The sequence below is a fragment of the Pseudomonas sp. 91RF genome (assembly GCF_003576265.1).
Taxonomy (GTDB): Bacteria; Pseudomonadota; Gammaproteobacteria; order Pseudomonadales; family Pseudomonadaceae; genus Aquipseudomonas; species Aquipseudomonas kribbensis.
On record NZ_QWFC01000054.1, the window covers coordinates 16552 to 30917 of the forward strand.

Sequence of the window (14366 nt, forward strand, 5' to 3'; positions counted from 1 at the left end):
CGTTTTTTTCTTGGATGACATGATGAGCCGCATACTACGGCCGATTTCCCAAGGATAGTAAAGTGGCGCCGATTGTCACTGGCCGACGCCACTGTTCACTCTAGACTCAAATAAGCTACCCGCCGAACAACTTGCAATCAGAACAATAACCACAGAGATCGCAGTCGTGGAAACCATCAGACATTTCAACAGTTTCGCCGAGTTCTATCCGTACTACCTCAGCGAACACAGCAACAGCACCTGCCGTCGCCTGCATTTCATCGGCACGACACTGGTGATCTTCATTCTCGCCATGACCATCGCCAAGGGCGCCTGGCTGCTGTTGCTGGCCCTGCCGCTGGCCGGTTACAGCTTCGCCTGGGTCGGCCATTTCTTTTTCGAGAAGAACCGGCCAGCGACTTTCCAGCATCCGTTCTACAGCCTGCTGGGCGACTTCGTCATGTACCGCGACATGATCCTGGGCCGCGTGGCGTTCTAGAAACCCTGACCAAGAGAATTGCCGATGAATGTCACTGCCCGTTTCACCCACATGAAGGATGGCACGCAGGAAGACTGGGCGATCATCGCGGCGGATTTCAGCGCCTACGCCCGTCAGTTGCCGGGCCGGATCATGGCGCACCTGAAACTGCTCGAAGGTGATTTCGGCGGGTTCCCGGTGGATCGCCTGACCCACTCGCTGCAGACCGCGACCCGTGCCCATCGCGACGGGCGCGACGAGGAATACGTGGTCTGCGCCCTGCTCCACGACATCGGCGACACCCTCGGCTCCTACAATCACCCGGACATCGCCGCCGCGATTCTCAAGCCGTTTGTCAGCGCCGAGAATCTGTGGATGGTGGAAAAGCATGGGATCTTCCAGGGCTATTACTTCTTCCATCACCTGGGCATGGATCGGCACCTGCGCGAGCAGTTCAGCGGTCATCCGCAGTATCAGGCGACCGCGGAGTTTTGCGCGAAATACGACGCGGCAGCGTTCGACCCGGACTACGACACCCTGCCGCTGAGCTTCTTCGAACCGATGATGGAGCGGCTGTTCGCCCAGCCCAGGAACTCCATCTACAAAGCCGCGATGGAGGAACACACCCCGGCTTGAGTTGATTTGAAAACTCAGGCGAGCTCTGCAACCTTGGCCGCTTTCAGTTCGGCCTCCCGCGCCTGCGCATCCGCCAGGCGATACAGCTCGATCGTGCCGTCCCAGTGTTCGATCAGCGCCGTGCACGACTCCACCCAGTCGCCGCAATTAAGGTAATCCACTTCGCCGACCTTGCGGATCTCGGCGTGGTGAATGTGCCCGCAGACCACCCCGTGCAACTCGCGCTTCACGCACTCGTGGGCGATGGCTTCTTCGAAGTCGCTGATGAAGCTCACTGCGGTCTTCACCTTGTGCTTGAGGTAGGCCGACAGCGACCAGTAGCCATAACCGTACTTCGCCCGCCAGTGATTGAGCCAACGGTTGAGGGTCAGGGTGAATTCGTAGGCCGAGTCGCCGAGAAAGGCCAGCCAACGGTGATAACGGGTGATCACGTCGAACTGGTCACCGTGGATCACCAGCAGATGCCGGCCATCGGCAGTGACGTGCACCGCTTCGTCGACCAGCTGAATGTTGCCCAGGATCAGCTTCGAATAACGACGCAGGAATTCATCATGGTTGCCGGTGACGTAGATCACCTCGGTGCCGCGCTTGCTCATGGTCAGCAAGCGGCGGATCACATTGGTGTGCGCCTGGGGCCAGTACATGCCGCCGCGCAGTTTCCAGCCGTCGACGATGTCGCCGACCAGGTAGATCTTGTCGGCGTGATAGCCCTTGAGAAATTGCGACAGATGCTCGGCCTGGCAATCCCGCGTGCCCAGGTGCACGTCGGAGATCCACAAGGTGCGAACCCTTTGTTTACGGCTGGGTCTGGCGAGCTCGGCGCTGGTCATGGGCAACCCTCTGCGATGTTTTCGCCACTGTGCGCGAGCCCGGTTAATCGACCATGACAGGCGTGCGTCAGTCTTGTGACAAACGCGCCGCCCCTGCGCCGGTGTAGACTGGCGGCTCGCCCGGAGACCGCCATGCCACCGATCCTGACCCTGCGCCATTACACCCACGACCTGATCGTTCACAGTCACGACCACGCGCAACTGGTGTTCGGCCTGTCCGGTGCGCTGGATTTCGAAGTCGAAGGACATGGCAGTCAGGTCTTGCAGCAGAGCTTCGTGGTGATTCCTTCCGGTGCGCATCACGCCTGCGGCAGCCCCAATGGCAGCCGTTGTCTGGTGCTGGACGTGCCCGACGAGCAATGGCTGATCCGTTCGCTGGGCGATCACGCCGACGCCAGCCGTCGCCTGCTGGACAACGCCGCGCGTCTGTCGCTGGATGCCGGCCAGGGCCAACTGGTCAATTGGCTGGCGAACAGCCCGGTGGACGATCCGCTGATTGCGCAACAGGGTGCGGTGCTGTTGCTGGCGAGCTTGAATCACGCGCAACCTGCCGAGGTCTGCGCCCGTCGCCTGCCCTATGCGGCGCTCGATGCGCATATCGAGCAGTACGCGGGCTATCCGCTGCAAGTCGCGGACCTGGCGCGGGTCGCCGGGTTATCCAGCGCCCGATTGCATGCGCGGTTCGTCGCCGAATGCGGGCAAACGCCCATGGACTACATCCGCAGTCGAAGGCTGCACAAGGCCGTCGCGCTGTTGCGGGAAACCACGCTGCCCATCGGTGAAGTGGCCAGCCGCGTCGGTTATGGATCGCAAAGTGCGTTCTCGGCCGCCATCCTGCGCGAGTTCGGGACCTCTCCTACACAGTTGCGACGCGAGGCTGACGACAAAAGTCGATAGTCTGCCGACAGACTTTTCGGCCGCTACACGCTTCAATGTGTGCCTGAAATGGTGTTTGGAAAAAGGACCGCAATGACTCCCCGTACCGCCCTTGGCGCCCTGCATATCGGCGCATTGATGTTCGGCCTGACCGGCGTCTTCGGCAAACTCGCCGCCGCAACCCCGGCGGTCATCGTCTTTGGACGGGCCGCGTTTGCCGTTCTCGCGCTGGCGTTCTTTACCCGCTTCGCCAGCCAGCACGGCTGGCAAAAGCTGCAAGCCGTGAACTGGCGACGCCTGGCCCTGAGCGGTGTGTTGCTGGCCGGCCACTGGGTGAGTTTCTTCATTGCGGTGAAAGTGGCCGGTGTCGCGGTGGCCACGCTGGGTTTCGCCAGTTTCCCGGCCTTCACGGTGATTCTCGAAGGGCTGATTTTCCGCGAACGTATCCGCGCCAACGAAATCATTCTGGTGGCGCTGGTCAGCGTCGGCCTGGTGCTGGTGACCCCGGCGTTCGACCTGGCCAGCGGTGCGACCACCGGGTTGCTCTGGGCGATCCTGTCCGGCCTGCTGTTTTCCCTGCTGTCGCTGACCAACCGCGCCAGTTCCGGGCGCATTCCGGCGGTGCAGGCAGCACTGTGTCAGAACGTGGTGGTGGCGTTGTGTCTGCTGCCGGTGGCGGCGCCGCAACTGAGCGAAGTCCGTGCCATCGACTGGTTGTGGATCGGGCTGCTCGGGGTGTTCTGCACCGGTGTCGCCCACAGCCTGTTCGTGGCCAGCCTAGCGGTGATCAAGGCGCGCACCGCAGCGGTGGTCTTCGCCATGGAGCCGGTGTACGGCATCACCGTCGCGTGGCTGCTGTTCGATGAAAACCCGACCCTGCGCATGCTGATTGGCGGCGCGCTGATAATCATCGCCATCGTGGTGTCGAGCCAGATGTCAGGCAGCGCCAGCAAAAAAACGGTGGAAGCCGAGGCCGCGTCTCATTGAGTGCGATCGTTGTGGCCGAGGTCGCGCTCAGGGTCGATCTGGTCGCGTACCCGTTGTTTGAGCACCTTGGCTTCGGGGAAGCCACCGTCGGCCTTGCGCTCCCAGATCTGCACGCCGTCGCAACTGATGTGAAAGATCCCGCCGGTGCCCGGCACCAGTGACACTTTGCCAAGGTCATCGCCAAAGGTGCTGAGCAACTCCTGCGCCAGCCACGCGGCGCGCGACAGCCACTGGCATTGCGTGCAATAGGTGATGACGATTTCCGGTTTTGTCGCGGTCATGATCGCTGAAACTCCTGAGCCAGAGGGCGCCGCTATAATAGCCGGCTTTAACGCTCGCCCCGAGACTCACAATGCGTCGTCTGCTGATCTGCCTTTTGCTTGGTTTCCTCCCGCTGCTTGTTCATGCCAGTGAAGCGCCGCGACCGAAAGTCGGCCTGGTGCTGTCCGGTGGCGCGGCCCGTGGGCTGGCACACATCGGCGTGCTCAAGGCGCTGGAAGAGCAAGGCATCAAGATCGATGCGATTGCCGGTACCAGCATGGGCGCGGTGGTCGGTGGCCTGTACGCCTCGGGTTACAAGATCGACGAACTGGAAAAACTCGCCCTGAGCATCGACTGGCAGGAGGCTCTGTCCGATGCTCCGCCCCGGGAAGACGTACCGTTTCGGCGCAAACAGGATGACCGCGACTTTCTGGTGAAGCAGAAACTGAGCTTTCGCGACGACGGCAGTCTCGGTTTGCCATTGGGCGTGATTCAGGGCCAGAACCTCGCGCTGTTGCTGGAAAGCCTGCTGGCCCACACCAGCGACACCCGTGATTTCGACAAACTGCCGATCCCGTTCCGCGCCGTGGCCACCGACATCGCCAACGGCGAAAAAGTGGTGTTTCGCAAAGGCCACCTGCCCCAGGTGATACGTGCCAGCATGTCGATCCCGGCGGTGTTCGCCCCGGTCGAACTGGATGGCCGGCTACTGGTGGACGGCGGCATGACCGACAACATTCCCCTCGATGTGGCCCGGGAAATGGGCGTCGATGTGGCCATCGTGGTCGATATCGGCACCCCGCTGCGCAACCGCAAGCAACTGACCACCGTGGTCGATGTGCTGAACCAGTCGATCACCCTGATGACCCGGCGCAATTCCGAAGAACAACTGGCGGCACTGCACCCGAACGACGTGCTGATCCAGCCGCCGCTGGCCAGTTTCGGCGCCACCGATTTCGGTCGCGCCGAGGAAATGATCGATGCCGGTTACCGTGCCGCCAAGGCCCTCGACGCCCGCCTCACCCGTTTGAAACCCGCCGAGTCTCAGGACGCCGAACTCAACGCTGCCCGCGCACCAGGCCAGCGCACGCCGATCATCACCGCGATCAAGGTCGAGAACGACTCGAAAGTCGGCGACAACGTGATCCGCTACTACATCCGCCAGCCCATCGGCGAGCCGCTGGACCTTGGGCGTCTGCATTCGGACATGGGCACCCTGTACGGCCTGGATTACTTCGAACAGGTGCAATACCGCGTCGTGCACAAGGGCCAGGAACACACACTGGTGATCAGCGCCCGAGGCAAGCGCAGTGGTACCGATTACTTGCGGGTCGGCTTGAACCTGTCGGACGACATGCGCGGCGACAGTGCCTTCAACCTCGGCGCCAGTTACCGCATGAACGGCATCAACCGCCTCGGCGCCGAATGGCTGACCCGGGCGCAAATCGGTGACAAACAGGAACTCTACACCGAGTTCTACCAGCCGCTGGACGTCGGCTCACGCTACTTCGTCGCGCCCTATGCGGCGTTCGAAGCGCAGAACGTCGACTCGGTGCTCGACAACGATCCGATCGCCCAATATCGCGTCGAGCGTTACGGTTTCGGTCTCAACGTCGGTCGCCAGATCGGCAACAACGGCGAAATCCGCTTTGGCGTCGGCGAGGCCTGGGGCAAGGCTGATGTACGGATCGGCGATCAGAATCTGCCGAGCGAACACTTCAACGAAGGCTTCTATGCGCTGAAATACTCGTTCGACTCACTGGATAACGTGTACTTCCCCCACGACGGCAAGGACGTCAGCCTGACCCTGATGCAATTCGAACCGGGCCTGGGCTCCGACACCCGCTACCGGCAGTGGGAGTTCAAACTGGACAAGGCCATGAGCAGCGGCCCGAACACGCTGATTCTGGGCGGTCGTTACGGGCGCACGCTGGACGATGCCAATGTGGTGACGTCGAGTTTCCTGCTCGGCGGCGCCCGGCAGCTGTCCGGCTTCCGCGAAGATGCCATCTCCGGGCAGAACGTCAGCCTGATGCGGGCGGTGTATTACCGCCGCCTGACGCCACGCGCCTACCTGCCGCTGGACTTCCCGTTGTATGCCGGCGGCTCGCTGGAGCGTGGCCGGGCCTGGAACAACGACAACGAGTTCGACAGCGGCTACATCAACGCGGCCAGCGTGTTCATCGGCTTTGACACACCGCTGGGGCCGCTGAATTTCAGCTATGGCCTCAACGATGCCAATGAACAGGCGGTTTATCTGAATCTGGGGCAGACCTTCTGATCCGCTTCAGCGAATCCCGGCCAACAGGGTTCGGGCGGTTTGCCTGAGCGGCTCATCGCCCTCTTTCAGCAACTCATTGAGCAAGGCGATCGCACTGTCGAGGTCGCCGTCATCGATGCAGGTCTGGGCCTGTTCGAGCTTGCCGGCGTTGGCGGCTTCTGTCGAATCAGGCTCGGGCTCCGGCGCCTGCAGGTCCAGCGGTTCCAGGGCCAGTGACTGACCGGGATCGCCAAACTCGTTGAGAAAGTCTTCGTCGATAGCCTGAACTTCCGGCTCGGCGATCCACTCCAGCTCTGTCGTTTCAACGTCATCGCTGGTGGTTTGCGGCAACTCGAAATCCTGCGGCAAGACTTGCAGGCTTGTGCCAATTGCCGATGGCGCCGACGACACCGGGTCCGTTGCCGGGCGACTGCCTTCCAGATCCCAGCTGGAATCCATCGACAGTTGCTCCAGATTCAGCTCGAAATCATCTTCGGCCAGTGGTGTTGTGGGTGCGGCTTGCTCAACGGGTAACGCGGCAATGACCGGAGTCGCCGCAACCAAAGGTTCAGTCCTGGCCAGTTTCGGATATCGGGCGCGGATCTCGTGCAACCGCTGCTCCTCGACACCGAGCTGCCGCAAGTGGTTTTCCTGTTCGTCATAGCCCACCTGATCGCCCTGGCGCCCCAGCACCTCGAGCAACTGCACGCCGAGATCGATGCGCTCCGGTTCTTTTTGCAAGGCGTCGCGCAGCAGTCCAAGCGCTTCGCCCAGTCGTCCGTAGGCCAGATAAATGCCCACGGCTTCCAGCACATCGCCATTTGTCTGTTCGTCTCGATGCTCAACGGCGCCATGGCCAGCATTCGGCCGAACATGTTCGCTGTCACTGAGCTCTGGTTCGCTTCGCTGCGGCAGCACGCGTGCCGGCACGTCCGGGATCACTGCCTGCTGACGTCGGCGGCGAACGACCAACCCGGCCACCAGCCCTCCCAGTAACACCAGCAAGCCACCGAGCAATGGCCAACTGACGGAGTCGTCTTGATTGTCCGCCGGTGCAACAACGGGAACCGGGACCGAGGCAGGCGCCGCCGGGGCCGCGGGTGCCGGAGGTGCCTGCTGAACCTGTGCGAGATGCGCCTGCAGATCGGCCAGCTGTTTCTTGCCGTCGGCGATTTGCACATCCTGCGCCTGAAGCTTCAGGTTCAGCTCATCGATGGTTTTCTGCAGTTGCTGGTTCAGCAGCACACTGGCCGCCAGCTGTTCCGCTTGCGCGTCGTTGGTCGCGGCCGTTTGAGGCGTCGGCGCGGCCGGTGCTGCGGCAGACTTGTTCTGGGGGGCAGCAGCAGGCGCCTCGGGCGTTGGAAACTCCGAAGACTGCGCATGGACATCAGGTTCGTCGGTGGCCGGCACGATGCCCGGCGAACCCGGCGGGTCGATCAGCACCGTGTATTCGCGCAACACGTGGCCGTTGGGCTGATTGAGCTGCACCAGGAAATTCAGGAAAGGTTCGTTGACCGGTTTGGTCGAGGTCACCCGGATCAGGTTGCGATTGCCATGCAGGATCGGGGTGAACTTGAGGTCGTTGAGGAAGAACACCCGCTCGACCCCGGCACGGCCGAATTCGTCCGCCGAGGCCAGGCTGGCCGAAAGCTCGCCGGAACTGAGCCCTGCGGCGTCCACCAGGACGATGTCGGCCTTGAGCGGCTGATTGAGCGCTGAATGCACGGTGATGTCACCGAGACCCAGCGCCAGTGATGCCGTGGACCAGGTGAGTACACCGGCCACCAGCAGCGAATGGGCGCAACGCAGTACTACGTGCCGACTGTCGAGCATGAGCATCCCTTAAATAAGCAAAACCGACTTCTATGGGTTCGCACATCCGGTACGAACACGATATTGCCCAGTAGTTCTTATAGTCTGCCCAGCGCGATCCCTCAAAAAAACGGCACGTCGTTGTGCCTCAAGATTTTTCCAGGTTGGCCAGAATGTGCCCGTGAACCCGCATGCACACCTTCATGTCAGCCTCATCGATGCCCTCGAACAACTCTTTGCGCAGTTGTGTGGCGATGGTTTCGATCTGTTCGATCAACGGGCGGGCCGGGGCACACAGCACGATCTTTTTCGCCCGGCGGTCTTCCATCACGGACTGGCGTTGCACCAGGCCCTGGCTTTCCAGGCTGTCGAGCAATCGTGCGAGGGTCGGCCCTTCGACGCCGACGCTTTGTGCCAGCTCCCGCTGGGTCGGCGCCTCTTCGAAGCGGGCAAGATGCAGCAGCACCAGCCAGCGCGCCTGGGACAAACCCAGACCGGCCAGCCGGCGATCCAGTTCGGCACGCCAGCCACGGGACATCTGGGCCAGTTGCATGCCAAAGCGGTGTTGATCGGTTAACGGCATAAAACACTCATGGTTAGACTGAAGAAATAGAGAAAAACTAATTATTAGTCAGCTAAGCATGACATTTGGCTATAGGCAAGAGCTGCCCTGTACTGAATCGTTACATCCGTATAACGGTTTGTGTAAGCAAATGCTCACATCTCGAATTCAGATTGCAGCGCGGCCCTCACGCAATACAGCACACCCTCCGGTACGCGACCAGCAAACAGCTCCGCCACTTCCGCGACCGACGGCAACTCGCCCTCGCCGTCGAGGAACGCATCCTGAACTTCGCCCATCAGGTCTTCCGGCAGGTCCAGCGCCTGTTCCAGCGACAGTTGCTGCTTGCCGATGGCTTCGGCGAGCATGGTGTAGACGTTCTTTTCCGAGCACTGCAACTGACCGGCAATCTGCAGCGGCGTCATGCCGGCGCGGGCCAGGGTGATCAGTTCGTGGCGCACGTCGGCCACCACTTTCGGCGCCTCGGCCTCGCCGCCCAGCACTTCGAGGAAGGCCTCGCCGTAGCGCTCCAGCTTGCGCGCACCGACACCGCTGACCCGGGCCATGTCCGCCAGCGAGGTCGGCTGGCTGCGGAGCATTTCCAGCAGGGTCGAGTCGGGGAAGATGACATACGGCGGCACGCCGTGTTCTTCCGCCAGCTTGCGCCGCAGGGCGCGCAAGGCTTCCCACTGTTCGCGTTCTTCGCCACGCACCAGTTGGCTGGCCTGGCTCTTGCTGCCGCTCTTGGCGGTGATTTGTGGCTTGAGGTCGCGGCGCAACTCCAGGCTCACTTCGCCCTTGAGCAGCGGCCGGCACGTGTCGCTCAGACGCAACCCGCCATAACCTTCGTGATCGACGTCCGCCAGACCACGGGCCACCAACTGGCGGAACAGCGAACGCCATTCGCTCTCCCCCAGCGCCTTGCCCACGCCGAACACCGACAGGTGCTGATGGCCGAAGCTGCGGACTTTTTCGTTGTCCTTGCCCAGCAGCACGTCCACCAGATGACCAACACCGTAACGCTGGCCGGTGCGATAGATCGCCGACAGCGCCTGACGCGCAGGCTCGGTGGCGTCCCAGGTCTGCACGCCGTCGATGCAGTTGTCGCAGTGGCCGCACGGCTCGGGCATGTCTTCGTCGAAATACGCCAGCAGCGCCTGACGACGGCAGCGGGTTTCTTCGCAGAGCGAGAGCATGGCGTCGAGCTTGTGCTGCTCCAGACGCTTGTGGCGCTCGTCGCCCTCGGAGTTCTGCAGCATCTGCTTGAGCATCACCACGTCCTGCAGACCGTAGGCCATCCACGCATCCGCCGGCAGGCCGTCACGGCCGCCGCGTCCGGTCTCCTGGTAATAGGCCTCAAGGGATTTCGGCAGGTCGAGGTGCGCGACGAAACGCACGTTGGGTTTGTCGATACCCATGCCGAACGCCACGGTGGCGACCATGATCAGGCCTTCCTCGTTGAGGAAACGCTTCTGGTGGTAGGCGCGCAGATCGTTGGGCAGACCGGCGTGATACGGCAGCGCCGGGAAGCCCTGCTCGGTGAGAAACGCGGCCACCTCCTCCACCTTCTTGCGCGACAGGCAGTAGACGATGCCGGCATCGCTGCGTCGCTCGGCGAGGAACGCCAGCAATTGCTTGCGCGGCTGCTCCTTGGGCACGATGCGGTAGAAGATGTTCGGCCGGTCGAAGCTTGAGAGGAAACGTTCGGCGTTCTGCAGATGCAGGCGGGTGACGATTTCTTCCCGGGTACGCTTGTCGGCGGTGGCGGTCAGGGCGATACGCGGCACGTCGGGGAACATTTCCGCCAACTGCCCCAGTTGCAGGTATTCCGGGCGGAAATCGTGGCCCCATTGCGATACGCAGTGCGCTTCGTCGATGGCGAACAGCGCGATGTTCAAGCCTTGCAGGAACGAGAGCATGCGCGGCTGCACCAGACGCTCCGGCGCCAGATAGAGCATTTTCACTTCGCCGCGCTTGATCCGGTTGGCGAGGTCGCGCTGTTGCTCGGCACTCAGGGTGGAGTTCAACGCGGCCGCTGCCACGCCCAGCTCTTCGAGGGTGGCGACCTGGTCGTCCATCAGTGCGATCAGCGGCGACACCACCACCGCCAGGCCGTCGCGCAGCAGCGCCGGCACCTGGAAACACAGCGACTTGCCGCCGCCGGTCGGCATCAGCACAAGGGCATCACCGCCACTGGCCACGCGCTCAATGATTGCACCCTGGCGGCCACGGAAACTGTCGTAGCCGAAGATGTCCTTGAGGACGCGTTGAGCCTGTTCGAGCATAAAAACTCCAAAAATCCACCGAAACATCCCTGCACAGGCTGGTTCAAGACAGCCGAGGCTGCTTTAAACAAAACGTAAGGGCGCATTGCATTGCGCCGTACACAATCAGCCGCGACACCGGCAGGGATCGCAAAGCGCGGCAGTATACCCGAGCCCTCCCCGGCAAAGGGCACCGCCGATAAGAAGCTTGTGCGGGCAAATCTGCCGTGCGGCTGGCTTGAGGGCTCAAGAAGGCCTAGAATTCCCGCATTGTTTATTCCCCCAAGGTAGCCCTTTAATGTCCTTCGCCGAGCAACTAACCCGCCTGCAAGTCTTCCTCGACGCCGACGAGCTGCATGAAGAGGCGCTGGACTACGTGGCCGCTCACGGTTACCTGACCGCGCTGTCGATCTGCGCCGACGTGGTGCCGGACCGTGAGTGGATCGACGCCCTGTTCGCCGAAGAGCCGCATTACAGCAGCGAAGCCCAGCGCGAAGAGATCGAAGCCACGCTGATCGGCCTCAAGGCCCACATCGCCCGCCAACTGGCGTCGGATGAAGAATTCGAGCTGCCATGCGAACTGGACCTGGGCGACGAGCCGGACGATTCGGAACTGCGCGGCTGGTGCATCGGCTTCATGGAAGGCGTGTTCCTGCGCGAAGCGGCCTGGTTCGAAACCGCCGAAGAAGAAGTCAGCGAAATGCTCCTGCCGATCATGGTCGGTTCGGGCCTGTTCGACGAACAGCCTGAATTCGAAGACATCGCAAAAGATGCCAACCTGATGGACGACATGATCGTGCAGATCCCGGAAGCCCTGACCGCGCTGTACCTGCTGTGCCAGGCGCCCGACGAAAAACCGGCGATCCTCAAGCCACGTCACCACTAAGATCCGGCCTATGGACAACCCCATAGGCAACCGTCCCCTGATGTTGCGCTACATCCTGCTGGCCATCGGCTGGCTCAGCGTGGCATTGGGGGTGATCGGGATCTTCCTGCCTGTTCTCCCCACCACCCCTTTTCTCCTGCTGGCAGCCGCCTGCTTCGCCCGCAGCTCTCCGCGTTTCTATCAATGGCTGGTCGAGCACCCACGGCTCGGGCCATGGATCCGCGATTACCTCGACGGCAACGGCATACCGCTCAAAGGCAAGGTCTACGCGATCGGGCTGATGTGGGTGAGCATTCTGTTCTCGTGCTACCTGGTGCCGCTGGTGTGGGCGCGGGGGTTCATGTTGACCAGTGCGGTGTTGGTGACGGTTTATATCTTGCGGCAGAAGACGTTGCGCAAGTCTTGACCGCTTGTCGTTACTGTCAGAGTTGACAGGTGTGTAACGTTCTTTTGATGGCGCTTCATGGTGCATGTCCGCTGCCATTCCGGCAGAACCTGCGAAGGAGCGTTCCCCATGAGTACTCAAAATCCTTTCTTTAGCTATTGCACGACATATCCCGGCGGGTCCCCGCTCAATCCTGGCGACACTACCTCCTCAACGGGTGTCGAGTTTGGCGGAAGCGGGCCGGCGGGTGCTCCTTTTGTAATTACGGATAACGGCACGGTAGTGGCTAGCGGAATGTTCAATCCAAGCAGCGCATTCATCCAGCAGTTGGTGAATCTGGCTCAGGGACTGCATCGTTTTGAACTGCGGGAAAATGCCAGTTTGAATCCTACTGATGTTTGGTTATTGACCGTGGGTGCAGCCGAGACGTTGAAGATTGTTTCGATCAAAGGCTTGATCAGCGGCAAAGAGATTCTTGATGGCGACACCACTTCCGAAACATTGTTTGCGATGAGCGGGAAAGCCAGGAAGAACTCAACCATTTACCTACGTGACGGTGAAACTCGGATATCGGGGCTTATCGCCGTGGATGGAAATGACGACTGGACCTATAACACGGGCACTCAAGCAGAGGGGCTTCGTAGTTATACGATTGAAGGTAACTATGACTCGGGGCCTATATCTGCACCTCAAAGAACATTGAAGATTGCCACTTATGAAGATTTTGAATCCACACCAGAAACAAAACTGCAAACAGTCGGCCAATTCGTTTATAGCAATTTATTCAAAATAACACTACGCGCAGTTAGCGCCAATACCAGCTACATACACATAGCAAAATTATTTACTTACGCCCACATAAATGGCTTTTCCATCTACCCTTACATCGGCCCTGTAAACTCCTCAATTTATACAACATATGAACTTGAGTTAAAAACAGGGACAGCGAACAGAATAAAATTCTGGATAGCACATGCAAACATCACTAACGTTAACGAGCACATGTATGTGTATTTTATAAACTCTTCAGGAGGCATACTAAACACGCTTCACTACCGCTACAACTCTGCAGACCTCGGAAAAGAAATACCTTTTGACTCTGGTTTGTTAGGAGCCATAAAAACCATAAGATTCTCATCAACAGGTCAATACGTTGTGGATTACTTTGAAATTTCTTGAGCTTATAAAGCGAACCAAAAAAGGGGACATACCAAAAAAGCAAAAAAGGGGACGTATTTATTTGTCTAGTCCCCGGCTCTGAAAACCGCTCTCCCGCTCAACCGGGATAGCGGGTTTTGTCGTTTCAGCGCCACCGAAAACCCATGTTGAAGTGTGTTGAAGCTTATGTCCACAAAGCCACGCCACCTTGCGCCTTTGCCTACGCATCCGCCAGAATCCGCCGGCTTGTGCGCCTTGGGGGCGGGTTCTATTGTTTGGCGGTCGCTGAAAAGCAGCGATCGGGTTTAGCAGCCCGGATCTACTCTAGACGCACAATGCCGTTCGTTCGTGATCAGGCTCACGCCTGTCCGTTCACGTTATGGCGGCTTTGCGTGGGGCACTTCGGTGCGCCGGGTTCTAGAGTCCTGGTCTGCTAACCCGCGTACGGCCGCCACCTCTTTCGTTTAGCAGCGAAGCGTGGCGCCTCCATTACTCTAGAGGCTTTATCCATGATCAAACCCACGCCAAACCCGCCGGAAGTCGATTCGACTTCCCCCTACGAAACCCTCGATTCCAAGAAATTCCACGAAGCCGCCGAACGCGCCCTCGATCACTACCTCAATCCGTTCCACCCCAGAAAGCCACTGCTCAAACCCGACACCCGCTACTTGATCGCCCCCGGCATCCCGAGCGAGGAGCTGCTGGCCGACGCCTGCGAAACCCTGACCTCGGCCAAAACCATGGCCAGCGATTTTGCCGGGATGATCGATACGCCGCAGCGGCATGTGCTGCTGGGCATCGGGCAGCTGATCATGCTGGCGGAACTGGCGGTGAACCGGGTGCTGGATAATCTGGAACTGAAGACTGACGCAAACCTCTAGGCAAGTGAGCGATTGTGGCGAGGGAGCTTGCTCCCGCTCGAGTGCGAAGCGCTCGCAATGCTTTTGGGGGCTGCTTCGCAACCCAGCGGGAGCTGTCTCTTATACACATCT

14 protein-coding genes are annotated in these 14366 nt (G+C 60.4%); 9 read left to right on the forward strand and 5 right to left on the reverse strand.

Annotated elements, in window-relative coordinates:
- Nucleotides 1-166: 166 nt before the first annotated feature.
- Both DXT77_RS28450 and DXT77_RS28455 read left to right on the forward strand, forming a co-directional pair.
- Nucleotides 167-478, forward strand: coding sequence for a DUF962 domain-containing protein (locus DXT77_RS28450; protein WP_119430022.1), 312 nt, complete (start codon nucleotides 167-169; stop codon nucleotides 476-478).
- Between the two features lie 24 nt (nucleotides 479-502).
- On the forward strand, nucleotides 503-1093 hold the full coding sequence (locus DXT77_RS28455; RefSeq protein ID WP_119430023.1) for an HD domain-containing protein: 591 nt from the start codon (nucleotides 503-505) through the stop codon (nucleotides 1091-1093).
- A 14-nt stretch (nucleotides 1094-1107) separates the two neighbouring features.
- Here DXT77_RS28455 and DXT77_RS28460 read toward each other — a convergent pair whose 3' ends face one another.
- Nucleotides 1108-1923: a UDP-2,3-diacylglucosamine diphosphatase gene (locus DXT77_RS28460; RefSeq protein WP_119430024.1), complete on the reverse strand. Its 816-nt coding sequence runs from the start codon at nucleotides 1921-1923 to the stop codon at nucleotides 1108-1110.
- Between the two features lie 132 nt (nucleotides 1924-2055).
- On the opposite strand from DXT77_RS28460, the gene DXT77_RS28465 reads away from it, so the two are divergent.
- Both DXT77_RS28465 and DXT77_RS28470 read left to right on the forward strand, forming a co-directional pair.
- A complete protein-coding gene (locus tag DXT77_RS28465) occupies nucleotides 2056-2820 on the forward strand; it encodes an AraC family transcriptional regulator (protein ID WP_119430025.1) in 765 nt (254 codons plus the stop codon).
- A 72-nt stretch (nucleotides 2821-2892) separates the two neighbouring features.
- Nucleotides 2893-3786, forward strand: a complete 894-nt coding sequence (locus tag DXT77_RS28470) for a DMT family transporter (protein WP_119430026.1) — start codon at nucleotides 2893-2895, stop codon at nucleotides 3784-3786.
- Here the strand turns inward: DXT77_RS28470 and DXT77_RS28475 are convergent.
- Nucleotides 3780-4067, reverse strand: coding sequence for a SelT/SelW/SelH family protein (locus tag DXT77_RS28475; protein ID WP_119430027.1), 288 nt, complete (start codon nucleotides 4065-4067; stop codon nucleotides 3780-3782). The genes DXT77_RS28470 and DXT77_RS28475 overlap by 7 nt on opposite strands.
- A gap of 71 nt (nucleotides 4068-4138) precedes the next feature.
- Here DXT77_RS28475 and DXT77_RS28480 point away from each other — a divergent pair, with 71 nt between their 5' ends.
- The gene (locus DXT77_RS28480; protein ID WP_119430028.1) at nucleotides 4139-6328 is read left to right on the forward strand and encodes a patatin-like phospholipase family protein; all 2190 of its coding nucleotides are present in this window, start codon (nucleotides 4139-4141) and stop codon (nucleotides 6326-6328) included.
- 6 nt (nucleotides 6329-6334) lie between these two features.
- Here DXT77_RS28480 and DXT77_RS28485 read toward each other — a convergent pair whose 3' ends face one another.
- The 3 genes from DXT77_RS28485 to recQ all read right to left on the reverse strand — a co-directional run bounded on the left by DXT77_RS28485 (nucleotide 6335) and on the right by recQ (nucleotide 10966).
- The gene (locus DXT77_RS28485) at nucleotides 6335-8140 is read right to left on the reverse strand and encodes a FimV/HubP family polar landmark protein (RefSeq protein WP_119430029.1); all 1806 of its coding nucleotides are present in this window, start codon (nucleotides 8138-8140) and stop codon (nucleotides 6335-6337) included.
- 127 nt (nucleotides 8141-8267) lie between these two features.
- The gene (locus tag DXT77_RS28490; protein ID WP_065260957.1) at nucleotides 8268-8702 is read right to left on the reverse strand and encodes a MarR family transcriptional regulator; all 435 of its coding nucleotides are present in this window, start codon (nucleotides 8700-8702) and stop codon (nucleotides 8268-8270) included.
- Between the two features lie 134 nt (nucleotides 8703-8836).
- Nucleotides 8837-10966 (reverse strand): DNA helicase RecQ, encoded by a 2130-nt coding sequence (recQ, locus tag DXT77_RS28495; protein ID WP_114881856.1) that lies wholly within the window; start codon nucleotides 10964-10966, stop codon nucleotides 8837-8839.
- 277 nt (nucleotides 10967-11243) lie between these two features.
- On the opposite strand from recQ, the gene DXT77_RS28500 reads away from it, so the two are divergent.
- The 4 genes from DXT77_RS28500 to DXT77_RS28515 all read left to right on the forward strand — a co-directional run bounded on the left by DXT77_RS28500 (nucleotide 11244) and on the right by DXT77_RS28515 (nucleotide 14255).
- On the forward strand, nucleotides 11244-11831 hold the full coding sequence (locus DXT77_RS28500; RefSeq protein ID WP_085710385.1) for a YecA family protein: 588 nt from the start codon (nucleotides 11244-11246) through the stop codon (nucleotides 11829-11831).
- A 10-nt stretch (nucleotides 11832-11841) separates the two neighbouring features.
- Nucleotides 11842-12237, forward strand: a complete 396-nt coding sequence (locus tag DXT77_RS28505; protein ID WP_119430030.1) for a YbaN family protein — start codon at nucleotides 11842-11844, stop codon at nucleotides 12235-12237.
- A 108-nt stretch (nucleotides 12238-12345) separates the two neighbouring features.
- Complete coding sequence (locus DXT77_RS28510) at nucleotides 12346-13395, forward strand: hypothetical protein (protein ID WP_119430031.1); 1050 nt, start codon at nucleotides 12346-12348, stop codon at nucleotides 13393-13395.
- Between the two features lie 488 nt (nucleotides 13396-13883).
- Complete coding sequence (locus tag DXT77_RS28515; protein ID WP_119430032.1) at nucleotides 13884-14255, forward strand: DUF6124 family protein; 372 nt, start codon at nucleotides 13884-13886, stop codon at nucleotides 14253-14255.
- Nucleotides 14256-14366: the final 111 nt, after the last annotated feature.

Coding starts and splice junctions, on each gene's coding strand:
- DXT77_RS28455 (WP_119430023.1), top strand. CDS start 503: ATGAATGTCACTGCCCGTTTCACCCACATGAAGGATGGCACGCAGGAA.
- DXT77_RS28460 (WP_119430024.1), bottom strand. CDS start 1,923: ATGACCAGCGCCGAGCTCGCCAGACCCAGCCGTAAACAAAGGGTTCGC.
- DXT77_RS28465 (WP_119430025.1), top strand. CDS start 2,056: ATGCCACCGATCCTGACCCTGCGCCATTACACCCACGACCTGATCGTT.
- DXT77_RS28470 (WP_119430026.1), top strand. CDS start 2,893: ATGACTCCCCGTACCGCCCTTGGCGCCCTGCATATCGGCGCATTGATG.
- DXT77_RS28475 (WP_119430027.1), bottom strand. CDS start 4,067: ATGACCGCGACAAAACCGGAAATCGTCATCACCTATTGCACGCAATGC.
- DXT77_RS28480 (WP_119430028.1), top strand. CDS start 4,139: ATGCGTCGTCTGCTGATCTGCCTTTTGCTTGGTTTCCTCCCGCTGCTT.
- DXT77_RS28485 (WP_119430029.1), bottom strand. CDS start 8,140: ATGCTCGACAGTCGGCACGTAGTACTGCGTTGCGCCCATTCGCTGCTG.
- DXT77_RS28490 (WP_065260957.1), bottom strand. CDS start 8,702: ATGCCGTTAACCGATCAACACCGCTTTGGCATGCAACTGGCCCAGATG.
- recQ (WP_114881856.1), bottom strand. CDS start 10,966: ATGCTCGAACAGGCTCAACGCGTCCTCAAGGACATCTTCGGCTACGAC.
- DXT77_RS28500 (WP_085710385.1), top strand. CDS start 11,244: ATGTCCTTCGCCGAGCAACTAACCCGCCTGCAAGTCTTCCTCGACGCC.
- DXT77_RS28505 (WP_119430030.1), top strand. CDS start 11,842: ATGGACAACCCCATAGGCAACCGTCCCCTGATGTTGCGCTACATCCTG.
- DXT77_RS28510 (WP_119430031.1), top strand. CDS start 12,346: ATGAGTACTCAAAATCCTTTCTTTAGCTATTGCACGACATATCCCGGC.
- DXT77_RS28515 (WP_119430032.1), top strand. CDS start 13,884: ATGATCAAACCCACGCCAAACCCGCCGGAAGTCGATTCGACTTCCCCC.